The 24,016-nt window shown below is 68.5% G+C and carries 14 protein-coding genes; 4 read left to right on the forward strand and 10 right to left on the reverse strand.

All coding sequences use genetic code 11. From position 1 onward, the window contains the following. Positions 1 to 17 precede the first annotated feature (17 nt). From IV088_RS00630 to IV088_RS00640, 3 genes are all read right to left on the reverse strand, one after another. Positions 18 to 836: a phytanoyl-CoA dioxygenase family protein gene (locus IV088_RS00630; RefSeq protein ID WP_291096601.1), complete on the reverse strand. Its 819-nt coding sequence runs from the start codon at positions 834 to 836 to the stop codon at positions 18 to 20. 4 nt (positions 837 to 840) lie between these two features. After that, a complete protein-coding gene (gene purL / locus IV088_RS00635) occupies positions 841 to 4,848 on the reverse strand; it encodes a phosphoribosylformylglycinamidine synthase (protein WP_291096602.1) in 4,008 nt (1,335 codons plus the stop codon). 200 nt (positions 4,849 to 5,048) lie between these two features. Beyond that, positions 5,049 to 5,699 (reverse strand): hypothetical protein, encoded by a 651-nt coding sequence (locus IV088_RS00640; protein ID WP_291096603.1) that lies wholly within the window; start codon positions 5,697 to 5,699, stop codon positions 5,049 to 5,051. 116 nt (positions 5,700 to 5,815) lie between these two features. Between IV088_RS00640 and map the strand changes: the two genes are divergently transcribed. From map to IV088_RS00655, 3 genes are read left to right on the forward strand one after another with little or no spacing between them, the layout of a single operon-like run. Then, positions 5,816 to 6,637 (forward strand): type I methionyl aminopeptidase, encoded by an 822-nt coding sequence (gene map, locus IV088_RS00645; RefSeq protein WP_291096604.1) that lies wholly within the window; start codon positions 5,816 to 5,818, stop codon positions 6,635 to 6,637. 15 nt (positions 6,638 to 6,652) lie between these two features. Then, entirely contained in the window at positions 6,653 to 9,349 is a 2,697-nt protein-coding gene (locus IV088_RS00650) for a [protein-PII] uridylyltransferase (RefSeq protein WP_291096605.1), read from the forward strand. Positions 9,350 to 9,394: 45 nt separating this feature from the next. Then, complete coding sequence (locus tag IV088_RS00655) at positions 9,395 to 10,171, forward strand: SDR family NAD(P)-dependent oxidoreductase (RefSeq protein ID WP_291096606.1); 777 nt, start codon at positions 9,395 to 9,397, stop codon at positions 10,169 to 10,171. A gap of 15 nt (positions 10,172 to 10,186) precedes the next feature. On the opposite strand, the gene IV088_RS00660 is transcribed toward IV088_RS00655, so the two are convergent. The 4 genes from IV088_RS00660 to def all read right to left on the reverse strand — a co-directional run bounded on the left by IV088_RS00660 (position 10,187) and on the right by def (position 16,605). Next, positions 10,187 to 13,339: an efflux RND transporter permease subunit gene (locus tag IV088_RS00660; protein ID WP_291096608.1), complete on the reverse strand. Its 3,153-nt coding sequence runs from the start codon at positions 13,337 to 13,339 to the stop codon at positions 10,187 to 10,189. 10 nt (positions 13,340 to 13,349) lie between these two features. Then, positions 13,350 to 14,495 (reverse strand): efflux RND transporter periplasmic adaptor subunit, encoded by a 1,146-nt coding sequence (locus IV088_RS00665; RefSeq protein WP_291096609.1) that lies wholly within the window; start codon positions 14,493 to 14,495, stop codon positions 13,350 to 13,352. Further along, entirely contained in the window at positions 14,492 to 15,910 is a 1,419-nt protein-coding gene (locus IV088_RS00670; RefSeq protein WP_291096611.1) for an efflux transporter outer membrane subunit, read from the reverse strand. Before IV088_RS00670 ends, IV088_RS00665 begins: the two co-directional genes overlap by 4 nt. A 155-nt stretch (positions 15,911 to 16,065) precedes the next feature. Continuing rightward, positions 16,066 to 16,605 (reverse strand): peptide deformylase, encoded by a 540-nt coding sequence (gene def / locus IV088_RS00675; RefSeq protein ID WP_291096613.1) that lies wholly within the window; start codon positions 16,603 to 16,605, stop codon positions 16,066 to 16,068. Positions 16,606 to 16,718: 113 nt separating this feature from the next. Between def and IV088_RS00680 the strand changes: the two genes are divergently transcribed. Further along, positions 16,719 to 17,042, forward strand: coding sequence for a hypothetical protein (locus IV088_RS00680; RefSeq protein WP_291096614.1), 324 nt, complete (start codon positions 16,719 to 16,721; stop codon positions 17,040 to 17,042). Between the two features lie 7 nt (positions 17,043 to 17,049). Here IV088_RS00680 and ligA read toward each other — a convergent pair whose 3' ends face one another. From ligA to smc, 3 genes are all read right to left on the reverse strand, one after another. Beyond that, positions 17,050 to 19,137, reverse strand: coding sequence for an NAD-dependent DNA ligase LigA (gene ligA, locus IV088_RS00685; protein ID WP_291096616.1), 2,088 nt, complete (start codon positions 19,135 to 19,137; stop codon positions 17,050 to 17,052). 121 nt (positions 19,138 to 19,258) lie between these two features. Continuing rightward, on the reverse strand, positions 19,259 to 20,404 hold the full coding sequence (locus tag IV088_RS00690; RefSeq protein WP_291096618.1) for a cell division protein ZipA C-terminal FtsZ-binding domain-containing protein: 1,146 nt from the start codon (positions 20,402 to 20,404) through the stop codon (positions 19,259 to 19,261). A gap of 34 nt (positions 20,405 to 20,438) precedes the next feature. Continuing rightward, positions 20,439 to 23,960, reverse strand: a complete 3,522-nt coding sequence (gene smc, locus IV088_RS00695; RefSeq protein WP_291096619.1) for a chromosome segregation protein SMC — start codon at positions 23,958 to 23,960, stop codon at positions 20,439 to 20,441. Positions 23,961 to 24,016: the final 56 nt, after the last annotated feature.

Raw genomic sequence — 24,016 nt, forward strand, 5'->3', positions numbered from 1 at the left:
CGGCGGTAGGCCGACGCTCAGGCGATGGGCCAGACGTCGGGAAACAGGGGGTGTTCCATCGGCTCGCCGTCGGGCAGGACCGCGTCCAGGCCCGGAAACGGCGGCGAGGTGCGCCAGCGGCGCGGCGCATGCGTGGCGTCGTCGCCCAGATAGCGGGCAGAAAACACGCGGCGCCGTGCGCCGGGCCCGGTGCCGCTGCTGGCGTGCAGGCTGAGCATGTGAAAGGCCACGCAATCGCCGGGTTCCAGCGCCCAGGCCAGTTGCCGGTAGGTGTCGGGCTCGGCATCAATGGGGGGCAGTTCGGCCAGCGCGCCTTCGGGGAACCACCTGGCCTGCTGGTCGCGGAAGGTGCGCGGCATGTACCAGGTGCCGGCGTGCGAGCCAGCCACGAAGCGCAGCGTGCTGGCCAGCGGCACCGGATCGACCGGAATCCAGAAGCTGACGTTCTGCGTCCCGCCGACGTTGTAATACGGCTGGTCCTGGTGCCAGGGCGTGGGCTGGCGCGTGCCGGCTTCCTTGACCAGCAGGTGGTCGTGGTACAGGCGCACCGTGCGGCTTTGCATCAGCTGGGCGGCCAGGTGCGGCAGGGCCGAGTCCTTCAGGATGCGCTGGTAGTCCGGGTTGGCCTGCCAGGAGCAGAAGTCCTCGACAAAGCGGCCCGGATCATCCGGTTCGCTGGCCACCAGAGCCAGCGGGCTCAGGTGGACCAGGTTGTGCTCGATGCCCGCTTCCAGCGTGCGCAGGTCGTCGGCGTTGAGCACGCCCCGCAGCACCACCGCGCCGTCGCGGGCGTAAGCATCGACGATCTCGGCGGGCAGCGCGTGTGGGCGGGCCATACGGTCAGCCGACGAACTTGCGGGCGTTGCGCCAGATGCGCATCCAGGGGCTGAGTTCGCTGCCGTTGCCACTGGTCCAGCTCATCTGGATGTTGCGGAACACGCGCTCGGGGTGCGGCATTATGGCCGTGAAGCGGCCGTCGGCCGTGGTCACCGCCGTCAGGCCAGCCGGGCTACCGTTCGGGTTGAACGGGTACTGCTCGGTCGCGGCGCCGGCGTTGTCCACAAAGCGCATGGCGGCAACCGCCTGCGCCGGGTTGCCGCGGTGCTTGAAGTTGGCAAAGCCCTCGCCGTGCGCCACGGCGATCGGCAGGCGGCTGCCGGCCATTCCCTGCAGGAACAGGCTGGGCGACTGCAGCACCTCGACCATGGACAGGCGCGCCTCGAAGCGCTCGCTCTGGTTGGTGGTGAAGCGCGGCCAGGCCTCGGCGCCGGGGATGATGTCGGCCAGCTCGGCGAACATCTGGCAGCCGTTGCAGACGCCCAGGCCGAAGGTGTCGGCGCGGCCGAAGAAGCCCTGGAACTGCTCGGACAGCAGCGGGTTGAAGGTGATGCTGCGCGCCCAGCCGATGCCGGCGCCCAGCGTGTCGCCGTAGCTGAAACCGCCGCAGGCGACCACGCCCTTGAAGTCGGCCAGCTTGACCCGGCCCGACTGCAGGTCGGTCATGTGCACGTCGTACGCTTCAAAGCCGGCCTGGGTGAAGGCGTAGGCCATTTCCACGTGCGAGTTCACGCCCTGCTCGCGCAGGATCGCGACCTTGGGGCGGGTGAGGTGCAATGCGGGCGCGGAGAGGCCCTCACCCAGCGGGCGAGGGAGGAAGACGTGCAGGCCTGGATCGTCGGGCCGGCCAGCCGCCGCGTGCTCGGCGTCGGCGCAGGCCGGGTTGTCGCGCTGCTGGTTGATCTTCCAGCTCACGCTGTCCCAGACCTGGTGCAGGTCGAACAGGCTGGCGCTGAACACCGCCTTGGTGTCGCGCCAGACCTGCAGCTGGCCCTTGCCCACGTCGATGGACGAGGACGCCGGGCGGGTCTTGCCGACGAAGTGGCTGTGCTTGGACAGGCCGTGTTCGCGCAGGGTCTGCATCACCACGTTGCGGTCTTCGGTCCTGACCTGCAGCAGCACGCCCAGCTCTTCGCTGAACAGGGCCTTGAGGGTGAGTTCTTCGCGGCGGGCGCTGACCTGCTGCGCCCAGTTCTTCGCGTCACCGCTGTCCATGCGGCTGTCGGAGATGCCGTCGCCTTCGGTGACCAGCATGTCCACGTTCAGCGACACGCCCACGTGGCCGGCAAAAGCCATTTCGGCCGCGGCGGCCAGCAGGCCACCGTCCGAACGGTCGTGGTAGGCCAGGATCTGGCCCTGGGCACGCAGCGCATTCACCGCGTTGACCAGGTTGATCAGGTCCTGCGGGCTGTCCAGGTCGGGCACCTCGTCGCCCGGCTGGCCCAGGGTCAGGCCCAGCACGCTGCCGCCCAGGCGGTTGCGGCCCTTGCCCAGGTCCACCAGCACCAGCGTGGTGTCGTCGATGTCGCGGTTGAGCTGCGGCGTGAGCGTGCCGCGCACGTCGGCCAGCGTGGCAAAGGCGGTGACGATCAGGCTCACCGGCGAAGTGACTTTCTTCTTCTCGCCGTCGGCGGTCCACTGCGTGCGCATGGACAGGCTGTCCTTGCCCACCGGCACCGACACGTCCAGCGCAGGGCACAGTTCCATGCCAATGGCCTTGACGGTGGCGTACAGGTCGGCGTCTTCGCCGGGTTCGCCGCAGGCGGCCATCCAGTTGGCCGACAGCTTCACGCGCGGCAGCTCGATGGGCGCGGCCAGCAGGTTGGTGATGGCCTCGGCGACGGCCATGCGGCCCGATGCCGCGGCGTTGATCGAAGCCAACGGCGTGCGCTCGCCCATGGACATGGCCTCGCCGGCGAACCCGGCGTAGTCGGCCAGGGTCACGGCGCAGTCGGCCACCGGCACCTGCCAGGGGCCGACCATCTGGTCGCGGTGGCTCAGGCCACCCACGGTGCGGTCGCCGATGGTGACCAGGAAGCGCTTGGACGCCACGGTCGGGTGGCTCAGCACGTCGATCACTGCCTTTTCCAGCGACACGCCGGTGAGGTCCATGGGCTTGAACTCCCGCTGCACGGTCTTCACGTCGCGGTGCATCTTGGGCGGCTTGCCCAGCAGCACGTCCATGGGCATGTCCACGGGCGATTCGTTGCCTTCATCGACCAGCGACAGATGCCGCTCTTCGGTCGCGACACCGACGACGGAGAACGGGCAGCGCTCTCGCTCGCAGAAGGCCTTGAACTGCTCCAGCGACTCGGGCGCGATGGCCAGCACGTAGCGTTCCTGGCTCTCGTTGCACCAGATTTCCTTGGGCGCCAGGCCGCTCTCTTCCAGCGGCACGGCGCGCAGGTCGAAGCGCGCGCCCCGGCCAGCGTCGTTGGTCAGCTCGGGGAAGGCGTTGGACAGGCCGCCCGCGCCCACGTCGTGGATGAACAGCACGGGGTTCTTGTCACCCTGCGCCCAGCAGTGGTTGATGACCTCCTGCGCGCGGCGCTCGATCTCGGGGTTGCCGCGCTGCACGCTGTCGAAGTCCAGCGAGGCGGCGTTGGTGCCGGTGGCCATGGAGCTGGCGGCGCCGCCGCCCATGCCGATCTTCATGCCCGGGCCGCCGAGCTGGATCAGCAGCGAACCGGCCGGGAAGTCGATCTTCTTCGTTTGCGTCGCGTCGATCTGGCCCAGGCCGCCCGCGATCATGATGGGCTTGTGGTAGCCGCGGGTCACGCCGCCCACGTCCTGCTCGTACTCGCGGAAATAGCCCAGCAGGTTCGGACGGCCGAACTCGTTGTTGAACGCCGCGCCGCCCAGCGGACCCTCGGTCATGATCTGCAGCGGGCTGGCGATGTGCTCGGGCTTGCCGCCCGGCTGGTCGGTCAAACCGCCCCAGAGTTTGGAGACGGTGAAGCCGGTCAGGCCGGCCTTGGGCTTGGAGCCGCGGCCGGTCGCGCCCTCGTCGCGGATCTCGCCGCCCGCGCCGGTGGATGCACCGGGGAACGGGGAGATCGCGGTCGGGTGGTTGTGGGTTTCCACCTTCATCAGCACGTGGTGCGTGGCTGTTTCTGCCGCATAGGCGGGCGAGGCCTCACCGCCCGCGCGCGCCACGAAACGTTCGACCACGCTGCCTTCCATGATGGAGGCGTTGTCCGAATACGCCACCACCGTGTGCTGGGGCGCGAGCAGGTGGGTGTGGCGGATCATGCCGAACAGGCTCTTGTCCTGCGCCACGCCGTCGATGGTGAACTGCGCGTTGAAGATCTTGTGGCGGCAGTGCTCGCTGTTGGCCTGCGCGAACATCATCAGCTCGACGTCGGTCGGGTTGCGCTTGAGACCGTTGAAGGCGTTGACCAGGTAGTCAATCTCGTCATCGGCCAGGGCCAGGCCCCAGGCGATGTTGGCTTTTTCCAGCGCGGTGCGACCGCCGACCAGCACGTCCACATGCGCCATGGGCTCGGGGTGCAGTTCGGTGAACAGAGCCTCGGCCTGGCGGCGCTCGGTGGTCACGGCCTCGGTCATGCGGTCGTGCAGCACGTCGGCCACGGCGCGCAGCTGCTCGGGGCTCAGGCTGGCCTTGCCCAGCAGGCCACTCTTCAAGCCGATGCGGAATTCAACCAGGCGCTCGACGCGGTGCAGCGCCAGACCGCAGTTGTGCGCGATGTCCGTGGCCTTGGACGCCCAGGGCGACACGGTGCCCAGGCGCGGCATCACCAGCAGCGCCGGTGCACCGGCCTTCTCAAGGGCCAGGTGCGCCTCGGTGGCGGGCTCGCCGTAGGTCATGAGCTGGCCCACGCGCTCCAGCGTGGCGGCGTCGGGCTCGGCGTCGAACGACGCCAGGTGCACGAAACGGGCCGAAATGCCGTTGATCTTGTCGGAAACCGCTTGCAGGCGGGGCAGGAGTTGCTGGACTTTGAAGTCGCTGACGGCGTTGCCGCCTTCGAAGAAGCGCAGGAGCAGGGTCACGGTGGGTGGCCTTGGGGCTGGCGGGCGCCACATGCAGATGCAGGCCCGGGGGATGGGTGGAAACCCGGAATTTTACCCGGGGCGCCCTGCCGGATTGCAACAGAGCCCCGATCACCAGGCCAGCGCGGAACCGGCTTCGCCGGGCCGCTGCTGGCGCCCCTTGGGGGGTGACGCGCAGCGGCGCGGGGGGAGCGTCAGAGTCAGAACTGATACCCGACGCTCACCTTGATCACCGGCAGCACCCTCGCGCTGTTCAGGTCGTCCTGCACCTTGCGTTCTTCGGCCGCGATGGCCGCGGATGCGCCCGGCTGGGCCAGCAGACCGCCCGAGCCCACCAGCGACACCTTGGGCTTGCCGATCGACACGCCCAGGTCCAGACCGAAGGTCCAGCCGGGCTCGTTGAAGCGGCCGTGGCCCCAGCCCACGCCCACGTAAGGCATGTTGTCCGGGTACTTGATGTTGGCCCGCAGCGAGTTGCCCGCCGCATCGAACCGCTGACCATCAATGGTCACCGAGCCGTTCGTGGCCTGGGCGTCCAGCGCCGCCGCCGAGCCGCCAAACGTCACGCCACCCACCAGGCGGAAGGTGCCCAGGAACGGGCGGAAGTCGGCGAACACGCCGTTGCCCTTGAGTTTCAGGTCGCCCTTGTAGGTGATCTGGTCTTCGGTGTAGGTGTCGGACTCGGTCAGGCTGGCCAGCTCGCCGCGCAGGCCGAAGGCCGGGCCGATGGGCAGGTTCAGGCCGACGCCGAGGCCGCCCGTGCCGGCCACGCCGTACACGCCCACACCTTGTGCCATGGCTGAGCCGGACAACAGCGCCAGAGACAACCCCACGGTATGCAGCTTATTCATCGCAAACGCCTCACTTGAGTGTTGAAAGTGGGCGAGTATAGGGAGACACACCCTGAAACGACCCTGTATTGACCCTTCGTTTCAAACCGTTTCGCGCCGCGGGATAATTGCGCCCCATGAGCATCACCTACAAAGACGAAGCCGGCATCGCCGGCATGCGCACGGCCTGCCGTCTGGCCTCCGAAGTGCTGGATTTCCTCACGCCCCACATCCAGCCCGGCGTGACCACCCTCGAGATCGACCGCCTGTCCGCCGACTACATGAAGCAGCAGGGCACGCGTTCGGCCACCATCGGCTACCAGCCCAGTGGCTACCCGCCCTACCCCGGCCACCTCTGCACCTCGATCAACCAGGTCGTGTGCCACGGCATCCCGAACGAGAAACCGCTGAAGAAAGGCGACATCCTCAACGTCGACGTCACCGTGATCACGCCCGAAGGCTGGTACGGCGACAACAGCCGCATGTTCCTGATCGGTGGCGAAGCGGCCTGCAGCGTGCAGGCGCGGCGCCTCTCCCTGGTGACCTTCGAGGCCATGTGGAAAGGCATCGTGATGGTCAAGCCCGGCGTGCGCCTGGGTGACATCGGCCACGCGATCCAGACCTTTGCCGAGGGCAACGGCTACACGGTGGTGCGCGAGTTCTGCGGCCACGGCATCGGCCAGCGTTTCCACGAAGAACCGCAGGTGCTGCACTACGGCCGCCCCGGCACGATGGAAGAGCTCAAGCCCGGCATGACCTTCACCATCGAGCCCATGATCAACGCCGGCAAGCGCGACATCAAGGAAATGGGCGACGGCTGGACCATCGTCACCAAGGACCGCTCGCTGTCCGCCCAGTGGGAACACACCATCCTCGTCACGCCCACCGGCTACGAGGTGTTGACACTGTCGGCCGGCAGCCCGCCGCTGCCGGCGTTCGTCACCACCACCAGCTGCTGAACCGGGAGACCGCGCATGGGTGACGCCAAAGGCGAAATCGGCGCCCTGCGCCTGCAGTACCGCAGCGACAAGGCCGCGCTGCTGGCGAACCTGGGCTTGCAGGGGTCGGCCACCCGCGGTGTGCGGCAGGCGCTGCAGCAGCTGGCGCGCCTGACCGACCAGACCTTGCGCAAGCTCTGGGACACGGCCGGCTTCGGCCCGGGGTTCGCGCTGATCGCCGTGGGCGGCTACGGCCGCGGCGAGCTCTTTCCCAACTCCGATGTGGACGTGCTGGTGCTGCTGCCGGACGGGGCCTCGCCCGAGACCGACGCCACCCTCAAGGAGCGCATCGAGGGCTTCATCGGCTCGTGCTGGGACGTGGGTCTGGAAATCGGGTCCAGCGTGCGCAACGCCACCGAGTGCGTGGACGAAGCGAGCCGCGACGTGACGGTGCAGACCTCGTTGCTCGAATGCCGTCTCATCACGGGGTCCAGGCCGCAGTTTAACGCCCTCGTCAACCAGCTCGGCGAGGCCATGGACCCCAAGGCCTTCTTCGTGGCGAAGACGCTGGAGATGCGCCAGCGCCACAACAAGTTCGAGAACACGCCCTACTCGCTGGAGCCCAACTGCAAAGAGTCGCCCGGCGGCCTGCGCGACCTGCAGATCATCCTCTGGGTGGCCAACGCCGCGGGGCTGGGCCGCAGCTGGGACGAGCTCGCCCGCAAGGGCCTGGCCACGCCGCTGGAGGCGCGCCAGATCAAGGCCAACGAGGCGCTGCTCAGCCTGATCCGCGCGCGCCTGCACCTGCTGGCCAACCGGCGCGAAGACCGGCTGGTGTTCGACCTGCAGACCGCGGTGGCCGAATCGTTTGGCTACAAGGCGGAAGTGCCGGCGGTGATCACCTCGGGCGGTGCGCAGGCGATGCCCACCGTGCGCATGGCGCGCCGCGCCAGCGAACAGCTGATGAAGCGCTACTACTGGGCGGCCAAGGCCGTGACCCAGCTCAACCAGATCCTGTTGCTCAACATCGAAGAGCGTCTCAACAGCGACGAGATGGGCGTGGACCGCATGCGCCCGATCAACGAACGCTTCTTCGACAAGGCCGGCATGCTGGAGGTCTCCAGCGACCACCTGTATGTGCAACAACCGCACGCGATCCTGGAGACCTTCCTGCTCTACCAGACCACGGTGGGCATCAAGGGGCTCTCGGCGCGCACGCTGCGCGCGCTGTACAACGCGCGGCCGGTCATGAACGCGAAGTTCCGTGCCGACCCGGCCAACCGCGCCATGTTCATGCGGATCCTGCAGCAGAACGACGGCATCACGCACGCCATGCGCCTGATGAACCAGACCTCGGTGCTGGGGCGTTACCTCTGGGTGTTCCGCCACATCGTGGGGCAGATGCAGCACGACCTGTTCCACGTCTACACCGTGGACCAGCACATCCTGATGGTGCTGCGCAACGTGCGCCGCTTCTTCATCGCCGAGCACTCGCACGAGTACCCGTTCTGCTCGCAGCTGGCGGCCGGCTGGGACAAGCCCTGGATCTTCTACATCGCGGCCATCTTTCACGACATCGCCAAGGGCCGGGGCGGCGACCACTCCGACCTCGGCGCCAAGGACGTGCGCGTTTTCTGTCGCCAGCACGGGATCGACCGGGAAGACACCAAGCTGATCGAGTTTCTGGTGTCCGAGCACCTGACCATGAGCCGCATGGCGCAGAAGGAAGACCTGAGCGACCCGGACGTGATCAATGCCTTTGCGAAACGCGTGGGCAACGAGCGTTACCTCACCGCCCTGTACCTGCTCACCGTGGCCGACATCCGGGGCACCAGCCCCAAGGTCTGGAACGCCTGGAAGGGCAAGCTGCTCGAAGACCTGTACCGCTACACCCTGCGCGCGCTCGGTGGCCGAGCACCCGACCCGGACGCTGTGGTCGAGTCGCGCAAGCGCGAGGCCCTGTCGATGCTCGCGCTGCACGCCCTGCCCCACCTGGCGCACAAGGCGCTGTGGGACACGCTGGACGTGGGCTATTTCATGCGCCACCAGGCTGACGAAATCGCCTGGCACACCCGGGTGCTCACGCGCCAGATCGCGATCAACGCGCGCGCCGAGACGACGCCCCCCGATCCGGCGGCGCCTGCCGAGCCCGACGCCGCCATCGTGCGCGCCCGCCTCTCCCCCGAGGGTGAAGGCCTGCAGGTGCTGGTGTACGCACCCGACCAGAACGACCTGTTCGCGCGCATCTGCGGCTACTTCGACAACGCCGGCTTCAGCATCCTGGACGCGCGCATCCACACCACCATGACCGGCCATGCGCTCGACACCTTCCAGGTCGTGGCACCCACGCTGTCGGACCACTACCGTGAGCTGATCGCGATGGTGGAGAAGAACCTGGCCGGCACGATCGACCAGCACGGACCGCTGCCCCCGCCCAGCAAGGGCCGCCTGTCGCGCCGGGTGAAAAGTTTCCCGATCACACCGCGCGTGGACCTGCGTCCCGACGAAAAGGCCCAGCGCTGGCTACTGAGCGTCTCGGCCAGCGACCGTGCCGGTCTGCTCTATTGCATCTCTCGCGTGCTCGCGCGCCATGAGATCAGCGTGCAGCTGGCCAAGGTCACGACGCTGGGCGAGCGGGTGGAGGACACCTTCCTGATCTGCGGGCGCGAGCTGCAGATGAACAAGCGCCAGATCGAGATCGAGACGGAGTTGCTGGAGATCCTGGAGGGCTGAACGCCCTCCGGCGCACGGCCCATTCAACCCACCCGGAAACCTCTCATGGACCTCGGACTGCAAGGCAAGCGTGTGCTGATCACCGGGGGGAGCAAAGGGGTGGGCCTGGCCTGTGCCCGCGCTTTCCTGGCCGAAGGCGCCCACGTTGCCCTCGTTTCGCGCTCACAGGCCCACCTGGACGCGGCCCGGGCTTCGCTGGGTGACGCCTTCACCGTGGCGGCCGACCTGATCGACCCGGAGGCCGCGGCGCACATGGTGCGCGAGGTCGAAGCCGGTTTCGGCCCCATCGACATCCTGGTCAACAGCGCCGGCGCGGCCTTGCGCACCAGCGCCGAAGCCCTCACGCCGGCCGCCTGGCGCGCCGCGATGGACGCCAAGTTTTTCAGCTACATCCACGTCATCGACCCGGTGGTCAAGCTCATGGCCGCGCGGGGCGCCGGCGTCATCGTGAACATCATCGGCAACGGCGGCAAGGTCCCCACACCCGTCCACCTGGCCGGTGGCGCCGCCAACGCCGCCCTGATGCTGGCCACCGCGGGCCTGGCCCACACCTACGCCCCGCGCGGCGTGCGCGTGGTCGGGCTGAACCCGGGCCTGACCAACACCGAGCGCGTGTCCGAGGGCCTGAAGGTGGAGGCCCAGCGGGCCGGCATCACCGAGCAGCAGGCGCTGGAACAGGCCGTCAGCCGCCTCGCCATGGGGCGCCTGGCCGAGCCCGACGAAATCGCCGGCATCGTGGTCTTCGCTGCCTCGGCCCAGGGCACCTACCTCACCGGCGCCAACATCACGGTGGATGGTGCCTCGTCGCCCACCGTGGTCTGAGTCTCCAGAGGCCGATCAGGCCTCGCTCGGCTGTGGGGGCACAACCACCGGCGACCGCCTGAACAGCCTGCCGAACCACAGCGACACATCGTCCACGATGGTGAACACCGCCGGGATCACCAGCAGGCTCAGGAAAGTCGAGGTGATCAGGCCGCCGATCACGGCCACGGCCATGGGCGAGCGGAAGCTGCTGTCGGCCGCACCCCAGCCCACCGCGATCGGCAACATGCCAGCGCCCATGGCGATGGTCGTCATCACGATCGGACGAGCCCGCTTGTGGCAGGCGTCCAGGATGGCGTCCAGGCGGTTCATGCCGTGCACGCGGCGCGCCTCGATGGCGTACTCCACCAGCAGGATGGAGTTTTTCGTCGCCACGCCCATGAGCATGATCAGGCCGATCAGCGACGGCATGGAGAACGCCTTGTTGGTCAGCAACAGCGCCACGAAGGCCCCGCCCAGCGAGAGCGGCAGCGCCGCCAGGATCGTGAACGGGTGCAGGAAGGCCTTGAACAGCAGCACCAGCACGATGTAGATGCACAGCACGCCGGTCAGCATGGCCAGGCCGAAGCTGGCGAACAGCTCGCCCTGCACCTCGGCGTCGCCGATCTCGAGCACGGTCACGCCCGGTGGCAGGCTCTTGATGCTGGGCAGTGCGTCCACCGCGGTCTTCATGTCGCCCAGCGCGATGCCCGCAAGTTCGACCTCGAAGTTGATGTTGCGCGAGCGGTCGTAGCGGTCGATCACGGCCGGGCCACCACCGAAGGTCAAGGTGGCGACCTGGCCGAGCATCACCGGGCCCTTGGCACCGGGCACGGCGAGCCGACCCAGCACCTCCAGGTCCTCGCGCGCACCGGCTTCGAGCTTCACGACGATGGGCACCTGGCGCTGGGGCAGGTTGAGCTTGGGCAGCGCGCTGTCGTAGTCGCCCACGGTGGCGATGCGCAGGGTCTCGGCGATGGCACTGCTGGTCACCCCCAGGTCGGCGGCGCGCTCCAGATCGGGCGTGACGATGATCTCGGTGCGCACCAGCGCGGCCGACGACTGGATGCTGCCCACGCCGCTGATCGTGCGCAGGTCGCGCTCGATGGCGCGCGCGGCGGTCGACAGCGCGTTGGCGTCGTTGCCCGTGAGCGTGAGGATGTATTTCTCACCCGAACCGCCCAGCCCCACCTTGCTGCGCACCCCCGGCAGGTTGGACATGGCCTCGCGCAGCTGGTTTTCGATCACCTGCTTGCGGGGGCGTTCGCCCCGCGCGTCGAGCTGGATGGTCAGCGCCGCCTTGCGCGACTCCTGCGCGCCCTGCGGCGCAAACGGGTCGGTGCCCGCCGAGCCGGAGCCGATGGTGGTGTAGACGGATTTCACGTGCTTCACGCCGTTGACCAGCACGCGCGCCTGTTCGGCCGTGGCCACGGTCTGTTTCAGCGTGGCGCCGGGCGGCAGCTCCAGGTAGACCTGCGTCTGCGAGTTGTCGTCGGCCGGGATGAAGCCCTGCGGCAGCAGCGGGATCAGCATGATGGAGCCGACGAAAAACGCCCCGGCCAGGACCATCGTGATCCAGCGGTGGCGGATGCACCAGGCGGCCCAGCCCTGGTAGGTGTGCAGCCAGGCGGGTTCGTCCTGGTTGGTCATCCAGGCCCAGATGCGGCCCAGAAGCGCGTTCTTGCGCGCCCATTGCGGCCGGTCCTTGGCCAGCACGATGGGGCGCATGATGTACGCCGCCATCATGGGCGTGAGGGCCCGCGCCACGATCAGCGAGGCAAACACGGCCAGTGCGGCCGTCCAGCCGAACTGCTTGAAGAACTTGCCCGGGATGCCCGACATGAAGGCCGTGGGCAGGAACACCGCGATCAGCGTGAAGGTGGTGGCGATCACGGCCATGCCGATCTCGTCGGCCGCCTCCATCGAGGCCTGATAGGGTGATTTGCCCATGCGCATGTGGCGCACGATGTTCTCCACCTCGACGATGGCGTCGTCCACCAGGATGCCGACCACCAGCGAGAGCGCCAGCAGTGTCACCACGTTGATGGTGAAGCCCAGGTAGTGCATGCCGATGAAAGCCGGAATGGCCGACAGCGGCAGCGCCACGGCCGACACGATGGTGGCGCGAAAGTCGCGCAGGAACAGCCAGACCACCAGCACGGCGAGCAAGGCGCCCTCGTACAGCAGTGTCATGGAGGCGTTGAACTCGTCCTCCACCGGCGTCACGAAGTCGAACGACTCGGTGATCTGGAGGTCCGGCCGGCTGGCCTGCAGCTCCTTGAGCTTGTCGCGCACACCGTGACCGACCTCAACCTCGCTGGCGCCCTTGCTGCGCGCCACCTCGAAGCCCACCACCGGCTGGCCGTCGAGGAAGGCGGCGGCGGTGGGTTCGGCGATGGTGTCTTTCACGCTGGCGATCTGGTCCAGGCGGATGCGCCGGCCGTCGGAGAGCGACAGCTCCAGCGCCGCCAGTTCCTCGGCCGATTTCAGCGAGGAGAGTGTGCGCAACGGCTGCTGGCTGCCACCGATGTCGGCTCGGCCACCCGCGCTCTCGATCTGCACTTTGGCGAGCTGGCGCGAGATGTCGGCCGCCGTGGCGCCCAGCGACTGCAGCTTGAGCGGGTCCAGCAGAATCTGCACCTCTCGGTTCACACCGCCCACGCGGTTGATCGCGCCCACACCGCGCACCGAGAGCAGCAGCTTGGCCACGTCGTTGTCGACAAACCAGGACACGGCCTCGTCGTCCATCTTGTCCGAACGCACCGTGTAGGCCAGCACCGCGCCGCCGGCGAGTTCGAGCTTGTTGATGATGGGCTCGCGCAATTCGGTCGGCAGGTCACCCCGCACCTTGGCCACCGCCGAGCGCACATCGTCCAGCGCCTCTTGCGTGGCCTTCTCGATGCGGAACTCGGCCGTGATCGACACCGTGCCGTCCTGCACCTTGGTGTAGATGTGCTTCAGGCCCTGCAGCGAGGCCAGGCTGTTCTCGATCTTGCGCGCGACGTCGTTTTCCAGCTGGTTGGGGGCGGCCCCCGGCAGGCTGGCGACGATGGTGATGTTGGGAACGTCCAGGTCGGGGAAGTTCTGCACCTTCATGGCCTGGAAGGAAAACAGGCCGGCGAGCGTGAGCATGACGAACAGCATCGCCGCCGGGATCGGATTCTTGATGGACCAAGCGGAAACGTTCATGACCGGTCCTTCACTGAACAATCTTCACGAGGTCACCCTCGTTCAGGAAGCCTGCGCCCTGCACCGCCACCGATTCCTCGGCCTTGAGGCCCTGCAGCAGTTCCACGCGCTCGCCCACGCGGCGGCCGGTCTCCACCTTGCGCTGGGCGGCCTTGTTGTCGGCACCGACCACGAACACGTAGTTGTGGCCGTCGCGCACCACGATGGCCTGGGCCGGCACGGTGAGCGCCTGGCTTTCCCCGAGCAGGAAATGGCCGCGGGCAAAGGTGCCGGCCTTGAGCTCGTCGTGGCGCGGCAGGGCGGCAAACACCAGCACGTTGCGGGTCTGTGGATCGGCCGTGGGCGCGATGGCGCGCACCGTGCCCTTGACCTCCAGGCCGCTGGCGGCGGTCACGTCCACCTTCTGCCCGACCTTGATGCGGCCCACTTCGGCTGGCGTCACTTCGGCGCGCCATTCCATGCGGCTCTGGCGCACCAGCCGGAACAGCTCCTGCCCGGCACCGGCCACCGCGCCCACGGTGGCGCTGCGGGCGGAGATCACGCCGTCGTCCGGGGCCAGCACCTGGGTGTTGCCCAGCCGCACCCGGCTGGCGGCGTACGAGGCCTTCGCCGCTTCCCACTGGGCCCGGGTGACCTTTTCCTGCGTCAGGTACTGCGCAATCTGCGATTGCGACAGGGCGCCCGTGTCCTGGATCGAGCGGGCGCGGTCCGCGTCGGCTTTGGCGTTCTCGAACGCGGCCTCGGCCTGCATCACGCTGGCCTGGCCCTGCAGGCTTTCGGCGGCCGTGGTTTCGCGCGCGAAGGTGGCGAGCACCTGCCCCTTGCGCACCGCGTCGCCGATGTTGACGTTCACCGTGGCCAGGCGCAGGCCCGGCAGTTCGGCACCCACGCTGGCCTCTTGCCAGGCGGCGATGTTGCCGTTGGCCTGCAGCTGCAGCGACAGCTTGTCGGTCGTGGGCTTGGCCAGCGACACGGTCATGGCCGGTTTGGGCGCGGGGGCCGCCGCGTCGGCCGGCGCGGGCGCTGCGGCAGCGCCCGCCGCACCGGTCTCACCCTCGGCGGGCTTGCTGCAGGCGGCCACGATCAGGGCGGCGGCGATGGCCACCCAGCTGAGCCGGTGCAGACCGGCGGACGAAGAAGCGGGCATGACGTTCATGAGGGTTTCCGGACGGGTTCTGGGGTGATCTGGGGATCGAAGCCGCCGCCGAGGGCGACGTACAACCCGATCCAGGTGTTGAGCTGTTCCAGCTGCAGCGCGACGGCGCCGCTGTCGGCGTTGAGCTTGAGGCGGCGCGCCTCTTCCAGCTCATTGAGGTTGGCCAGGCCCACGCGGTAACGCGCCTGCGTGGCGTCGAACGACCGGGTGTAACCCGCCACCGCATCGCGGCTGGACGACTGCTGTTGCTGAAGGGCCGAGAGCGCCACCAGCGACCGCTCCACCTCGGCCACGGCCTGGCGCAGCGTGGCGGCGTAGGCGAGGCCCGCCGCTTCGTAGCGCGCCTGGGCTGCGTCGGCGGCGGCGTTCAGCCCGCCCCGCCCGGTCAGCGGCAGGCTCAGGGTCAGCGGGCCGACGGACCAGGTGTTGAAGCTGGTGTCGCCCGCGCTGGTGGAAAAACGGTTGCGCAGCCAGCTGCCCGACAGGCTGAGGCTGGGCCACAGCGCGGCGCGGGCCACGCCCACCCCTTCAGCGGCCGCCGACAGCTCGCGCTGCGCGCGCGCCACGTCGGGCCGCTGGCGGATGACATCGGCCGGCACGGCGCCGACGCTCAGGCGCTCGGCCATGCGCTGCGGGTCCGGCAGCGCGCTGGTCGCACCCAGGCGCTCGCGCAACGCGGGCTCGGCCTCGCCCGTGAGCGCCACCATCGCCTTGAGCTGCTGCTCGCACTGGCTGGTCTGCTGGGCCAGGCGGCCCTCGGCGTCGGCATTGCTGGCACGGGCCAGGGCCGACACGGCCGGCGCGGTGAGGCCAGCGCGCTCGGACACGGCCGCGCTGTCGGCGGTGGCGCGGCGAGACTGCTGGTCGCCCCGCGTGATCTCCAGCTGCACGCGGCAGGCGCGGTGCCCCTGGTACAGGCGCGCCGTTTCGGCCGCCACCAGCACACGCGCTTCGTGCCAACCAGCGTTGGCGGCGCCTTGCTGCGCACTGGCCTGGCGCACGGAGGCGGCGTTCTGGCCCCACACGTCGAGCGCCCACGACGCCTGAAGACCCGCGCCCACCGCGTTGCCCAACGGAACACCTTGCTCCTGCAGGCGGGAGGCGCTCGCCACGGCGGCGAGTTGCGGGCCCGCCGCGCTGTCGGCGCCGGCCAGCGCGGCGCGGGCCGCCGCCACCTGGGCGCGGGCCGACGCCACGCTGGCGCTGCGCGCTTGCGCCTGCGCGATCAGGTCGGCGAGCACGGGGTCACCCAGCTGCGCCCACCAGTCGGTGAGCGAGGTCGCTTGCCCCTGGTGCGGCAGCGGAGGGGCGTACCAGGCACCCGGCAGCGGTTCGGCCAGATCGGTCGGCGGCGGCGCCACAGCGCAACCGCCCAGCACGGCCGCGCCGACCACCACGGCATACATTCGTTTCATAAACTCCAGATCCTTGGTCGGTGGGGATAAGGGAAAACACTCTAGTTGATTTCCCACGACGAACGTGTCGGTTTGTTTCAGACAGGTTTCGATCCTCGTCCGGTGACTTTTTTGCAACTGTTTCGGCGCCATCTGCCTGCGACGCTCGCGCCTTTTCAGTCGTCCTCGGCCGGGTCCAGGCCGGGAAACAGCACGTCCGTGTAGCCAAAGCGGCTGAAATCACGCACCCGCATCGGGTAGAGCACGCCCAGCAGGTGGTCGCACTCGTGCTGCACCACTCGGGCATGAAAGCCCTCGGCCTCCCTGTCCACCCGACTGCCGTCGGGGGCAAAGCCCTGGTAACGGATGCGCTTCCAGCGCGGCACCACGCCGCGCAGGCCGGGCACCGACAGGCAGCCCTCCCAGCCCTCTTCCTTTTCGTCGCCCAGGGGCGTGATCACCGGATTGATCAGCACCGTGCGCGGCACGACCGGCGCCTCCGGGTAACGGGGATTGGGGGCGTCGGTGCCGAAGATCACCAGCTGCAGGTCCACACCGATCTGCGGCGCGGCCAGCCCGGCGCCGTTGGCGGCCGCCATGGTCTCTGCCATGTCGGCGATCAGCCCGTGCAACTCGGGGGTGTTGAACGCCGTGACGGGCTGCGCCTGCCGCAGCAGCCTGGGGTCGCCCATCTTGAGGATCGCGTGGATGGCCATGTGTGGAGGTGGAAGTGGGGGTTTTGCCCGGGTGGCGCGCGATTGTGGCGCAGCTACAGTGGTGCTCGATACCCACCACCGTAATTGCTGACACCCCGTTGTCAGGAGGCCCCATGAAACCGATGCTGATTGGCACCACCCTGTTGACGCTGTGGCTCCACGGAGCAGCCTTCGCCCAAGGGGCCGACATCTTCAAGGGCGCCGATCTGGCGCTCGGCGAAAAGATGATCGCCGAACACAAGTGTGTGGCCTGCCACGTGGGCAAGGTCGGCGGCGACGGCAGCGCCATCTACAGGCCGCTGGGCAAGATCCACAGCGCCGGCCTGCTGCGCGGCATGGTGGAAGGGTGCAACACCACCATGAACCTGGGCATGTTCCCGGAAGAGGTCAACGCCGTGGCCGCGGTGCTCAACCGAGACCACTACAAGTTCAAGTGACGGGTGTTCAACCCTGAGGCGGCTCCAGCAGCGCCAGCATGGCCGCTTCGTCGATCACGGCCACGCCCAGCGCCTGGGCCTTGTCCAGCTTGCTGCCGGCCTCGGCACCGGCCACCACGTAGTCGGTCTTCTTGCTCACCGAACCGGCCACCTTGGCCCCGGCGGCTTCGAGCAGGTCTTTGGCCTGATCGCGGCTGAGGGTCGGGAAGGTGCCGGTCAGCACGAAGGTCTTGCCCGCCAGCGGCAGCACCGCGCGCTCGGCGGGCTCACCCTCTTCCCAGGTCAGGCCGCAGGCCCGCAACTGCTCCACCACCTCGCGGTTGTGCGGCTGCTCAAAAAACGTGCGGATGCTCTGCGCCACCACCGGGCCCACGTCGTTGACCTCCGAGAGCGCCTCCACGCTCGCATCCATGATGGCGTCGAGCTGGCCGAAGTGGCGCGCCAGTTCCTTGGCCGTGGCCTCGCCCACGTGCCGGATGCCCAGACCGAACAGGAACCGCGGCAAGGTGGTCCGCTTGGATTTCTCCAGCGCGGCCACGATGTTCTGCGCCGACTTGTCGGCCATGCGGTCCAGGCTGGCGAGCGCGGTGAACCCGAGCCGGTACAGGTCGGGCAGGGTCTTGACCACGCCCGCGTCCACCAGCTGCTCCACCAGCTTGTCGCCCAGGCCCTCGACCTCCACCGCACGGCGGTGGGCGAAATGCAGGATGGCCTCCTTGCGCTGGGCGCCACAGAACAGGCCGCCGGTGCAGCGGTAGTCCACCTCGCCCTCTTCGCGCACGGCTTCACTGCCACACACCGGGCACACGCGCGGCATGGAGAACACCTCGGCCCCCTCGGGCCGCTTCTCGGGCAGCACGGCCACCACCTCGGGGATCACGTCGCCCGCGCGGCGCACGATCACGGTATCGCCCACGCGCACGTCCTTGCGGCGCGCTTCGTCTTCGTTGTGCAGCGTGGCGTTGGTCACCGTGACGTTGCCCACGAACACCGGCGCGAGCTTGGCCACCGGCGTGAGCTTGCCGGTGCGGCCGACCTGCACGTCGATGGCGAGCACCGTGGTGAGCTGCTCCTGCGCCGGGTATTTGTGCGCCACGGCCCAGCGCGGCTCGCGGGTGACGAAGCCGAGCTGGCGCTGCAGCGCCAGCGAGTTGACCTTGTAGACCACACCGTCGATGTCGTAGGGCAGCTGGTCGCGCGCCGCACCGATGCGCTGGTGGAAGGCGATCAGCTCATCCGCGCCCACCGCCACCGTGGTCTGCCCGGCCACCGGAAAGCCCCAGGCCTTGAGCCGCATGAGCAGATCGAAGTGTGTCTCGAACACCGGGCCGCCCAGCTCTTGCGGCGTGATCTCGCCCAGGCCGTAGGCGAAGAAGCTCAGTGGCCGCTGGGCGGCAATGCCCGAGTCCAGCTGACGCACGGCGCCGGCCGCAGCGTTGCGCGGGTTCACAAAGGTCTTTTCGCCTTTGGCGCCGGCGGCGATCTTCGCGCGCTGCCTTTCGTTGAGCGCGTCGAAATGATCGCGGCGCATGTAGACTTCACCACGCACCTCCAGCACGGCAGGCGCATCGGCGGGCAGGCGCAAGGGAATCTGGCCGATGGTGCGGATGTTGTTCGTCACATCCTCGCCCACTTCGCCATCGCCACGCGTCGCGGCCTGCACCAGCAGGCCGTCTTCATAGCGCAGGCTCATCGCCAGACCGTCAAACTTGAGCTCGGCCACATAGGCCACCGGCGGATCGACCTCGGTCAGCCCCAACGCGCGGCGCACGCGGGTGTCGAAATTGCGCGCGCCGCTGGGTTCGGTGTCGGTCTCGGTGTTGATGGAGAGCATGGGCACGCGGTGCCGCACCGGCGTGAAACCGTCGAGCACGGTTCCGATGACCCGCTGCGTCGGCGAGTCGGGTGTGAGCAGCTCGGGGTGTGCCGCTTCCAGCGCCTGCAGCTCGCGAAACAGCCGGTCGTACTCCGCGTCCGGAATCTCCGGGTCGTCCAGCGTGTAGTAACGGTGGGCGTGGTGGTGCAGCGCCGCATGCAACTCGGCCGCGTGCTCGGCCGGCGATGGCTCAGACGAAAAAAGATCAGAAGTGCTCATGCAGACAAGATCACACAGCGAGTGAGGGGAAGTCAACCCAGAACGCCGCGGAACCGGCTTCGCCGGTCCGCCAGCGTTGCCCCCTGGAAGGGGGTGACGCGCTGAAAGCGCGGCGCGGGGGTTAGGAAAAAAGCCGGCGCGCCTGCGGCGAACCCGCCGACAGATCGTGACTGTCCAGCGCGTCGTACAGGCCTTCGAGGTCGGAGCCGATCGCGTCCATGGTGTCGGTCGAGAGCATCTGGCCGGCGTCGTCGGTGATGACCCCGTCCATGGCCTCCGCCAGCGCGGTGGCGGCCTGGCGCATGCGCACGAAGGGCTGCTCGCTGCGCGGCACGTGGGTGACCTCCAGCGAGAGCGCCACTTCGCGCAGGGCGCTCTGCTCGGGGTCTTCGGCCATGGCCGCCTGGGGATCGAAGGCCAGGCTCAGGATCGGTGCCTGACCGGCCAGGCTGCCGGGCAGCACCATGCGGCCCGGCAAGACACCGGCCACAAAACCGAAACGGGCGGCATTCTGCGACACATAGCCCGGGCTCCAGGCGGCCCGCCGCGCGCGCAGGGTGAAACCGAGCTGGGCGTCGTGGCCGCTGGCGAACGCGTCGAGCTCGCGGGCCCGGGCGACCTCGCCGCGCATGTCGGGGAAGTCGGGCATGGCACCCACCGCGTCGGCAAAGGCCTGTGCTTTGACCACGAACTCGGAAAACTCGATGTCGTTGAGCGCACCGGCGCGGTTGGCGAGCTGCACACCGACCTGCAAGGCCCGGTAGCGTTGCCCGGGGCGCGGACTTTCCCAGTCGCCGCCTTCTTCGATCGACGCTTCGACGGCAAAGGGCTTGCTGCCCACGCGGCGCGTGCCAGGCAGCGCGGCCAGCAAGGCCTCACCGGACACCTCGCCTTCGAGCTGCAGCGGCGCGATCACGTCGATCAGCGCGTCCAGGCCGGGCTTCTTCTCCGGCGTGCTCACCACGTGGTTGAGTGTCACGGCCACGGCAGGGATGGCGCGCGGCTCTTCGCGCACCCGGACCGCAGACACCGGCGCGTCCTGGAACACCGGGTCGATGCGCTCGGCGTCCCCGGGCTCCCCAGCCACAGGGTGGTCATTCAGGGGCAACTCGTCTTCGGTGTTCGCCGCCGCAGCGGGCGCTTCCGGGCCCGGTTGCTCGCGCGCCGTGCGCGGCACGTTGCGGCTGGTGACCCAGGCGTTGTAGGCGACCACGCCCGCGAGGACGAGACCTCCAACAATGGCCAAGCTGATCTGCAAGGTGCTCATGGGGTGGTGACTTGCGATGGGGTGGGTCGTGGGATCAGGCGGATTCGAGCATGCCGGCGGCGGACTCCATGTCCACCGCGACGATACGCGAAACGCCCTGCTCTTGCATGGTCACGCCGATCAGTTGTTCGGCCATTTCCATGGCAATCTTGTTGTGGCTGATGAACAGAAACTGGGTGCCCTGCTTGCTCATGCTCGTCACCAGTCGGGCATAACGTTCGGTGTTGGCATCGTCCAGCGGCGCGTCCACCTCGTCCAGCAGACAGAACGGCGCCGGGTTGAGCTGGAAGATGGCGAACACCAGCGCGATGGCGGTGAGCGCCTTTTCGCCACCCGAGAGCAGGTGGATGGTCTGGTTCTTCTTGCCCGGCGGCTGCGCCAGCACCTGCACGCCCGCGTCGAGGATTTCTTCGCCGGTCATCACCAGCCTCGCGTTGCCACCGCCGAACAGCTCGGGGAACATGCGGCCGAAGTGCTCGTTGACGGTGTTGAAGGTGCTGCCCAGCAGGTCGCGGGTTTCTGCGTCGATCTTCTTGATCGCGTCTTCGAGCGTGGTCATGGCTTCGACGAGGTCGGCCGTCTGCGCGTCGAGGAAGGTCTTGCGCTCGCGCGACGCGGTGAGTTCGTCGAGTGCCGCGAGGTTGACGGCGCCCAGCGACTGGATCTCGCGGTGGAAACGGTCGATCTCGCTCTGCAGACCCACCAACCGCACATTGCCTTCGGTGATGCTCTGCGCCACCGCGGCCAGATCGGCCTGGGCTTCGTCCAGCTGCTGGCTGTACTGCTCCACGCCCAGGCGCGCTGCCTGTTCCTTGAGCTGGAAGTCGGTGATGCGCTGGCGCAGCGGGTCAAGCTCGCGTTCCAGCTTCAGGCGGTGCTCGTCGCTGGCGCGCAGCTGGGCCGTGAGGCCGTCGTACTCGCTGCGCAAGGCCCCCAGGGTCTGTTCGCGTTCGAGTTTCACGGCGAGCACGTTCTGCAACCCGGCTTCGGCCGCCGCGGCGCTCAGGCGCGAGAGTTCCTCGGCGGCGCGCCGTTCTTCATCGGCCAGCGACTTTTCCTGCGAGGCCGCCGTTTCCAGCGAACGCTGCAGTTCGCCCTGCCTCGCCTGCAGGCTGCGCAGGGTGAAGGTGGCTTCCTGCGCCTGGCGCTCCAGACCGCGCTGCTGCTCGCGCGCGGCATTGAGGGCGCGCTCGGCGGCGATCACCTTGTCGTCGAGCTGGGCGTGGCGCTCCTGGCTGTCGGCGAGCTGCATGTCCAGCTCTTCGAAGCGGGCTTCGGCGGTGACGCGGCGTTCCTGCAGGTCGTCCAGCTGGGCGTCGACTTCGGCCAGGTCGGCGGCGATCTGTTCGCTGCGGGCGCGGGTCTGTTCGGCCAGCTGGGTCAGGCGCAGGGTTTCCACCTGCAGCTCGTGCGCGCGACCGCGCGTTTCGGCTCCCTCGCGGCGCGCGATCACCAGCCGCTGCGAGGCGTCGGTGTAGGCGGCCTCGGCACGGATCAGCGCCGCCCTCGCCTGCTCGGCGATCAGGATCTGGGCCTTGGCGCTTTTGTCGAGGTTCTCGATGTCCTGGGCCCGGGCCAGCAGGCCGGCCTGTTCGCTGTCGGGCGCGTAGAAGCTCACGCTGTGCGCGGTGACCACGTGACCCGCAGGCACGTAAATGGCTTCACCAGGTTGCAGCTGGGCGCGCTGGGCCATGGCTTCGTCGAGGTTGGCCGCGCTCCAGCAACCGCTCAACCAGTCGGCGAGCAGCGCTTTCTGGCCCGCGTCGTTCAGGCGCAGCCAGTCGGCCAGCGGCTTGAGGCCCGGGCGAACGGGTGCCGACACCTCGGCCGCCGGCGGGCTGTAGAAGGCCAGCTTGGCGGGCGGAGCGTCGTTGCCGAAGGCCCGCACCATCTCCAGACGGGACACCTCGAGCGCACCCAGGCGCTCGCGCAAGGCGCCTTCCAGCGCGTTTTCCCAGCCGCTTTCCACATGGATGCGGCTCCACAGACCCTGCAGGCCGTCCAGACCGTGTTTGCTGAGCCAGGGCTTGAGCTTGCCGTCGGTCTTGACCTTCTCCTGCAGCGCTTTCAGCGCTTCCATGCGTGCCGAGAGGTCGGCCTGTTTCGCCGACTCCTGGTTGACGGCGGTTTGCGCGGCGCGGCGGTGTTCGTCCAGCTCTGGCACGCTGTCCTGCAGCTCGTGCAGGATGGCATCGGCCATCTCGGCCGCCTGCAGCGCCTGCTGCAGGTTGTTCTGGGATTGCAGCAGGCTGGCTTCGTCGGGCGCGGCCAAGGCGTTGCGATCGGCCGCCAGGCGCTCCCGGCGCTGGGTCAGCTGCCGGCTCTGCTCTTCGATGTTGCGTTGTTCGGCAGCCAGCACCTGGATCTGTTGCTGCACCTGGGTCACGCTGCTGCGCTGCTCGTTGGCCGCGTTCTGCGCCTGGCGCAGGCTGTCTTCCAGCGTGGGCAAGGCCCCGGCCTGCTCTTCGCCCTGGGCCGCGAGCACGACCGATTTTTCTTCGGCGTCCACCATGGCTTCGGCCAGCTGCTCCAGCTCGACGCCCGCGTCCTCGCTGCGGGTGGACCACGAGGCGATCTGTTCTTTCAGCTGCGCCAGCCGCTGCTCCACGCGGGTGCGGCCTTCGATCACGAAGCGGATTTCGGCTTCGAGCTTGCCCACCTCGGCACTGGCTTCGTAGAGCTTGCCCTGCGCCTGATTGACCTGATCGCCGGCGGCGTAGTGCGCCTGGCGGATGGTTTCCAGCTCGGACTCGACCCGGCGCAGGTCGGCCGTGCGCGATTCGAGGTCGTTGATGGCTTGCGCGGCATCGGTCTTGACCTTGATCTGGTCGGCCTCGGCTTCGCTGCGCTTCAGAAACCAGAGCTGGTGCTGCTTGAGCGTCGCGCCGGCCTGCAGGGTGTTGTAGCGTGCGGCCACCTCGGCCTGCTTCTCCAGCTTGTCGAGATTGGCGTTGAGCTCGCGCAGGATGTCTTCCACCCGCGTCAGGTTCTCGCGCGTGTCGGTCAGGCGGTGGGCCGTTTCGCGACGGCGTTCCTTGTATTTGGAGACGCCGGCGGCCTCTTCGAGGAACAGGCGCAGCTCTTCGGGCTTGCTCTCGATGATGCGGCTGATGGTGCCCTGGCCGATGATGGCGTAGGCGCGCGGGCCCAGACCGGTGCCCAGGAACACGTCCTGCACGTCGCGGCGGCGCACCGGCTGGTTGTTGATGTAGTAGCTGCTGGTGCCGTCGCGCGTGAGCACGCGCTTGACCGCGATCTCCAGGAACTGGCCCCACTGGCCACCGGCGCGGTGATCGGCGTTGTCGAACACCAGCTCCACGCTGGAGCGGCTGGCCGGCTTGCGGTTGTTGGTGCCGTTGAAGATCACGTCCTGCATGGACTCGCCACGCAGCTCGGAGGCCTTGGACTCGCCCAGCACCCAGCGCACGGCGTCCATGATGTTGGACTTGCCGCAGCCGTTCGGCCCCACCACGCCCACGAGCTGCCCCGGCAGCAGGAAGTTGGTCGGCTCGGCGAAGGACTTGAAGCCCGAGAGCTTGATCGAATTGAGACGCAAAGGGAGACCCTGACGAGTATCGGATGGAGGCCCGAAATGTTACCCCAGCCGTCCTC

The organism is Hydrogenophaga sp. (genome assembly GCF_018780075.1).
In the GTDB taxonomy this organism is placed as follows: domain Bacteria; phylum Pseudomonadota; class Gammaproteobacteria; order Burkholderiales; family Burkholderiaceae_C; genus Hydrogenophaga.

Coding starts and splice junctions, on each gene's coding strand:
- IV088_RS00670 (WP_291096611.1), bottom strand. CDS start 15,910: ATGAAACGAATGTATGCCGTGGTGGTCGGCGCGGCCGTGCTGGGCGGT.
- IV088_RS00680 (WP_291096614.1), top strand. CDS start 16,719: ATGAAACCGATGCTGATTGGCACCACCCTGTTGACGCTGTGGCTCCAC.
- IV088_RS00665 (WP_291096609.1), bottom strand. CDS start 14,495: ATGAACGTCATGCCCGCTTCTTCGTCCGCCGGTCTGCACCGGCTCAGC.
- def (WP_291096613.1), bottom strand. CDS start 16,605: ATGGCCATCCACGCGATCCTCAAGATGGGCGACCCCAGGCTGCTGCGG.
- IV088_RS00630 (WP_291096601.1), bottom strand. CDS start 836: ATGGCCCGCCCACACGCGCTGCCCGCCGAGATCGTCGATGCTTACGCC.
- IV088_RS00660 (WP_291096608.1), bottom strand. CDS start 13,339: ATGAACGTTTCCGCTTGGTCCATCAAGAATCCGATCCCGGCGGCGATG.
- ligA (WP_291096616.1), bottom strand. CDS start 19,137: ATGAGCACTTCTGATCTTTTTTCGTCTGAGCCATCGCCGGCCGAGCAC.
- IV088_RS00650 (WP_291096605.1), top strand. CDS start 6,653: ATGGGTGACGCCAAAGGCGAAATCGGCGCCCTGCGCCTGCAGTACCGC.
- map (WP_291096604.1), top strand. CDS start 5,816: ATGAGCATCACCTACAAAGACGAAGCCGGCATCGCCGGCATGCGCACG.
- IV088_RS00655 (WP_291096606.1), top strand. CDS start 9,395: ATGGACCTCGGACTGCAAGGCAAGCGTGTGCTGATCACCGGGGGGAGC.
- IV088_RS00690 (WP_291096618.1), bottom strand. CDS start 20,404: ATGAGCACCTTGCAGATCAGCTTGGCCATTGTTGGAGGTCTCGTCCTC.
- IV088_RS00640 (WP_291096603.1), bottom strand. CDS start 5,699: ATGAATAAGCTGCATACCGTGGGGTTGTCTCTGGCGCTGTTGTCCGGC.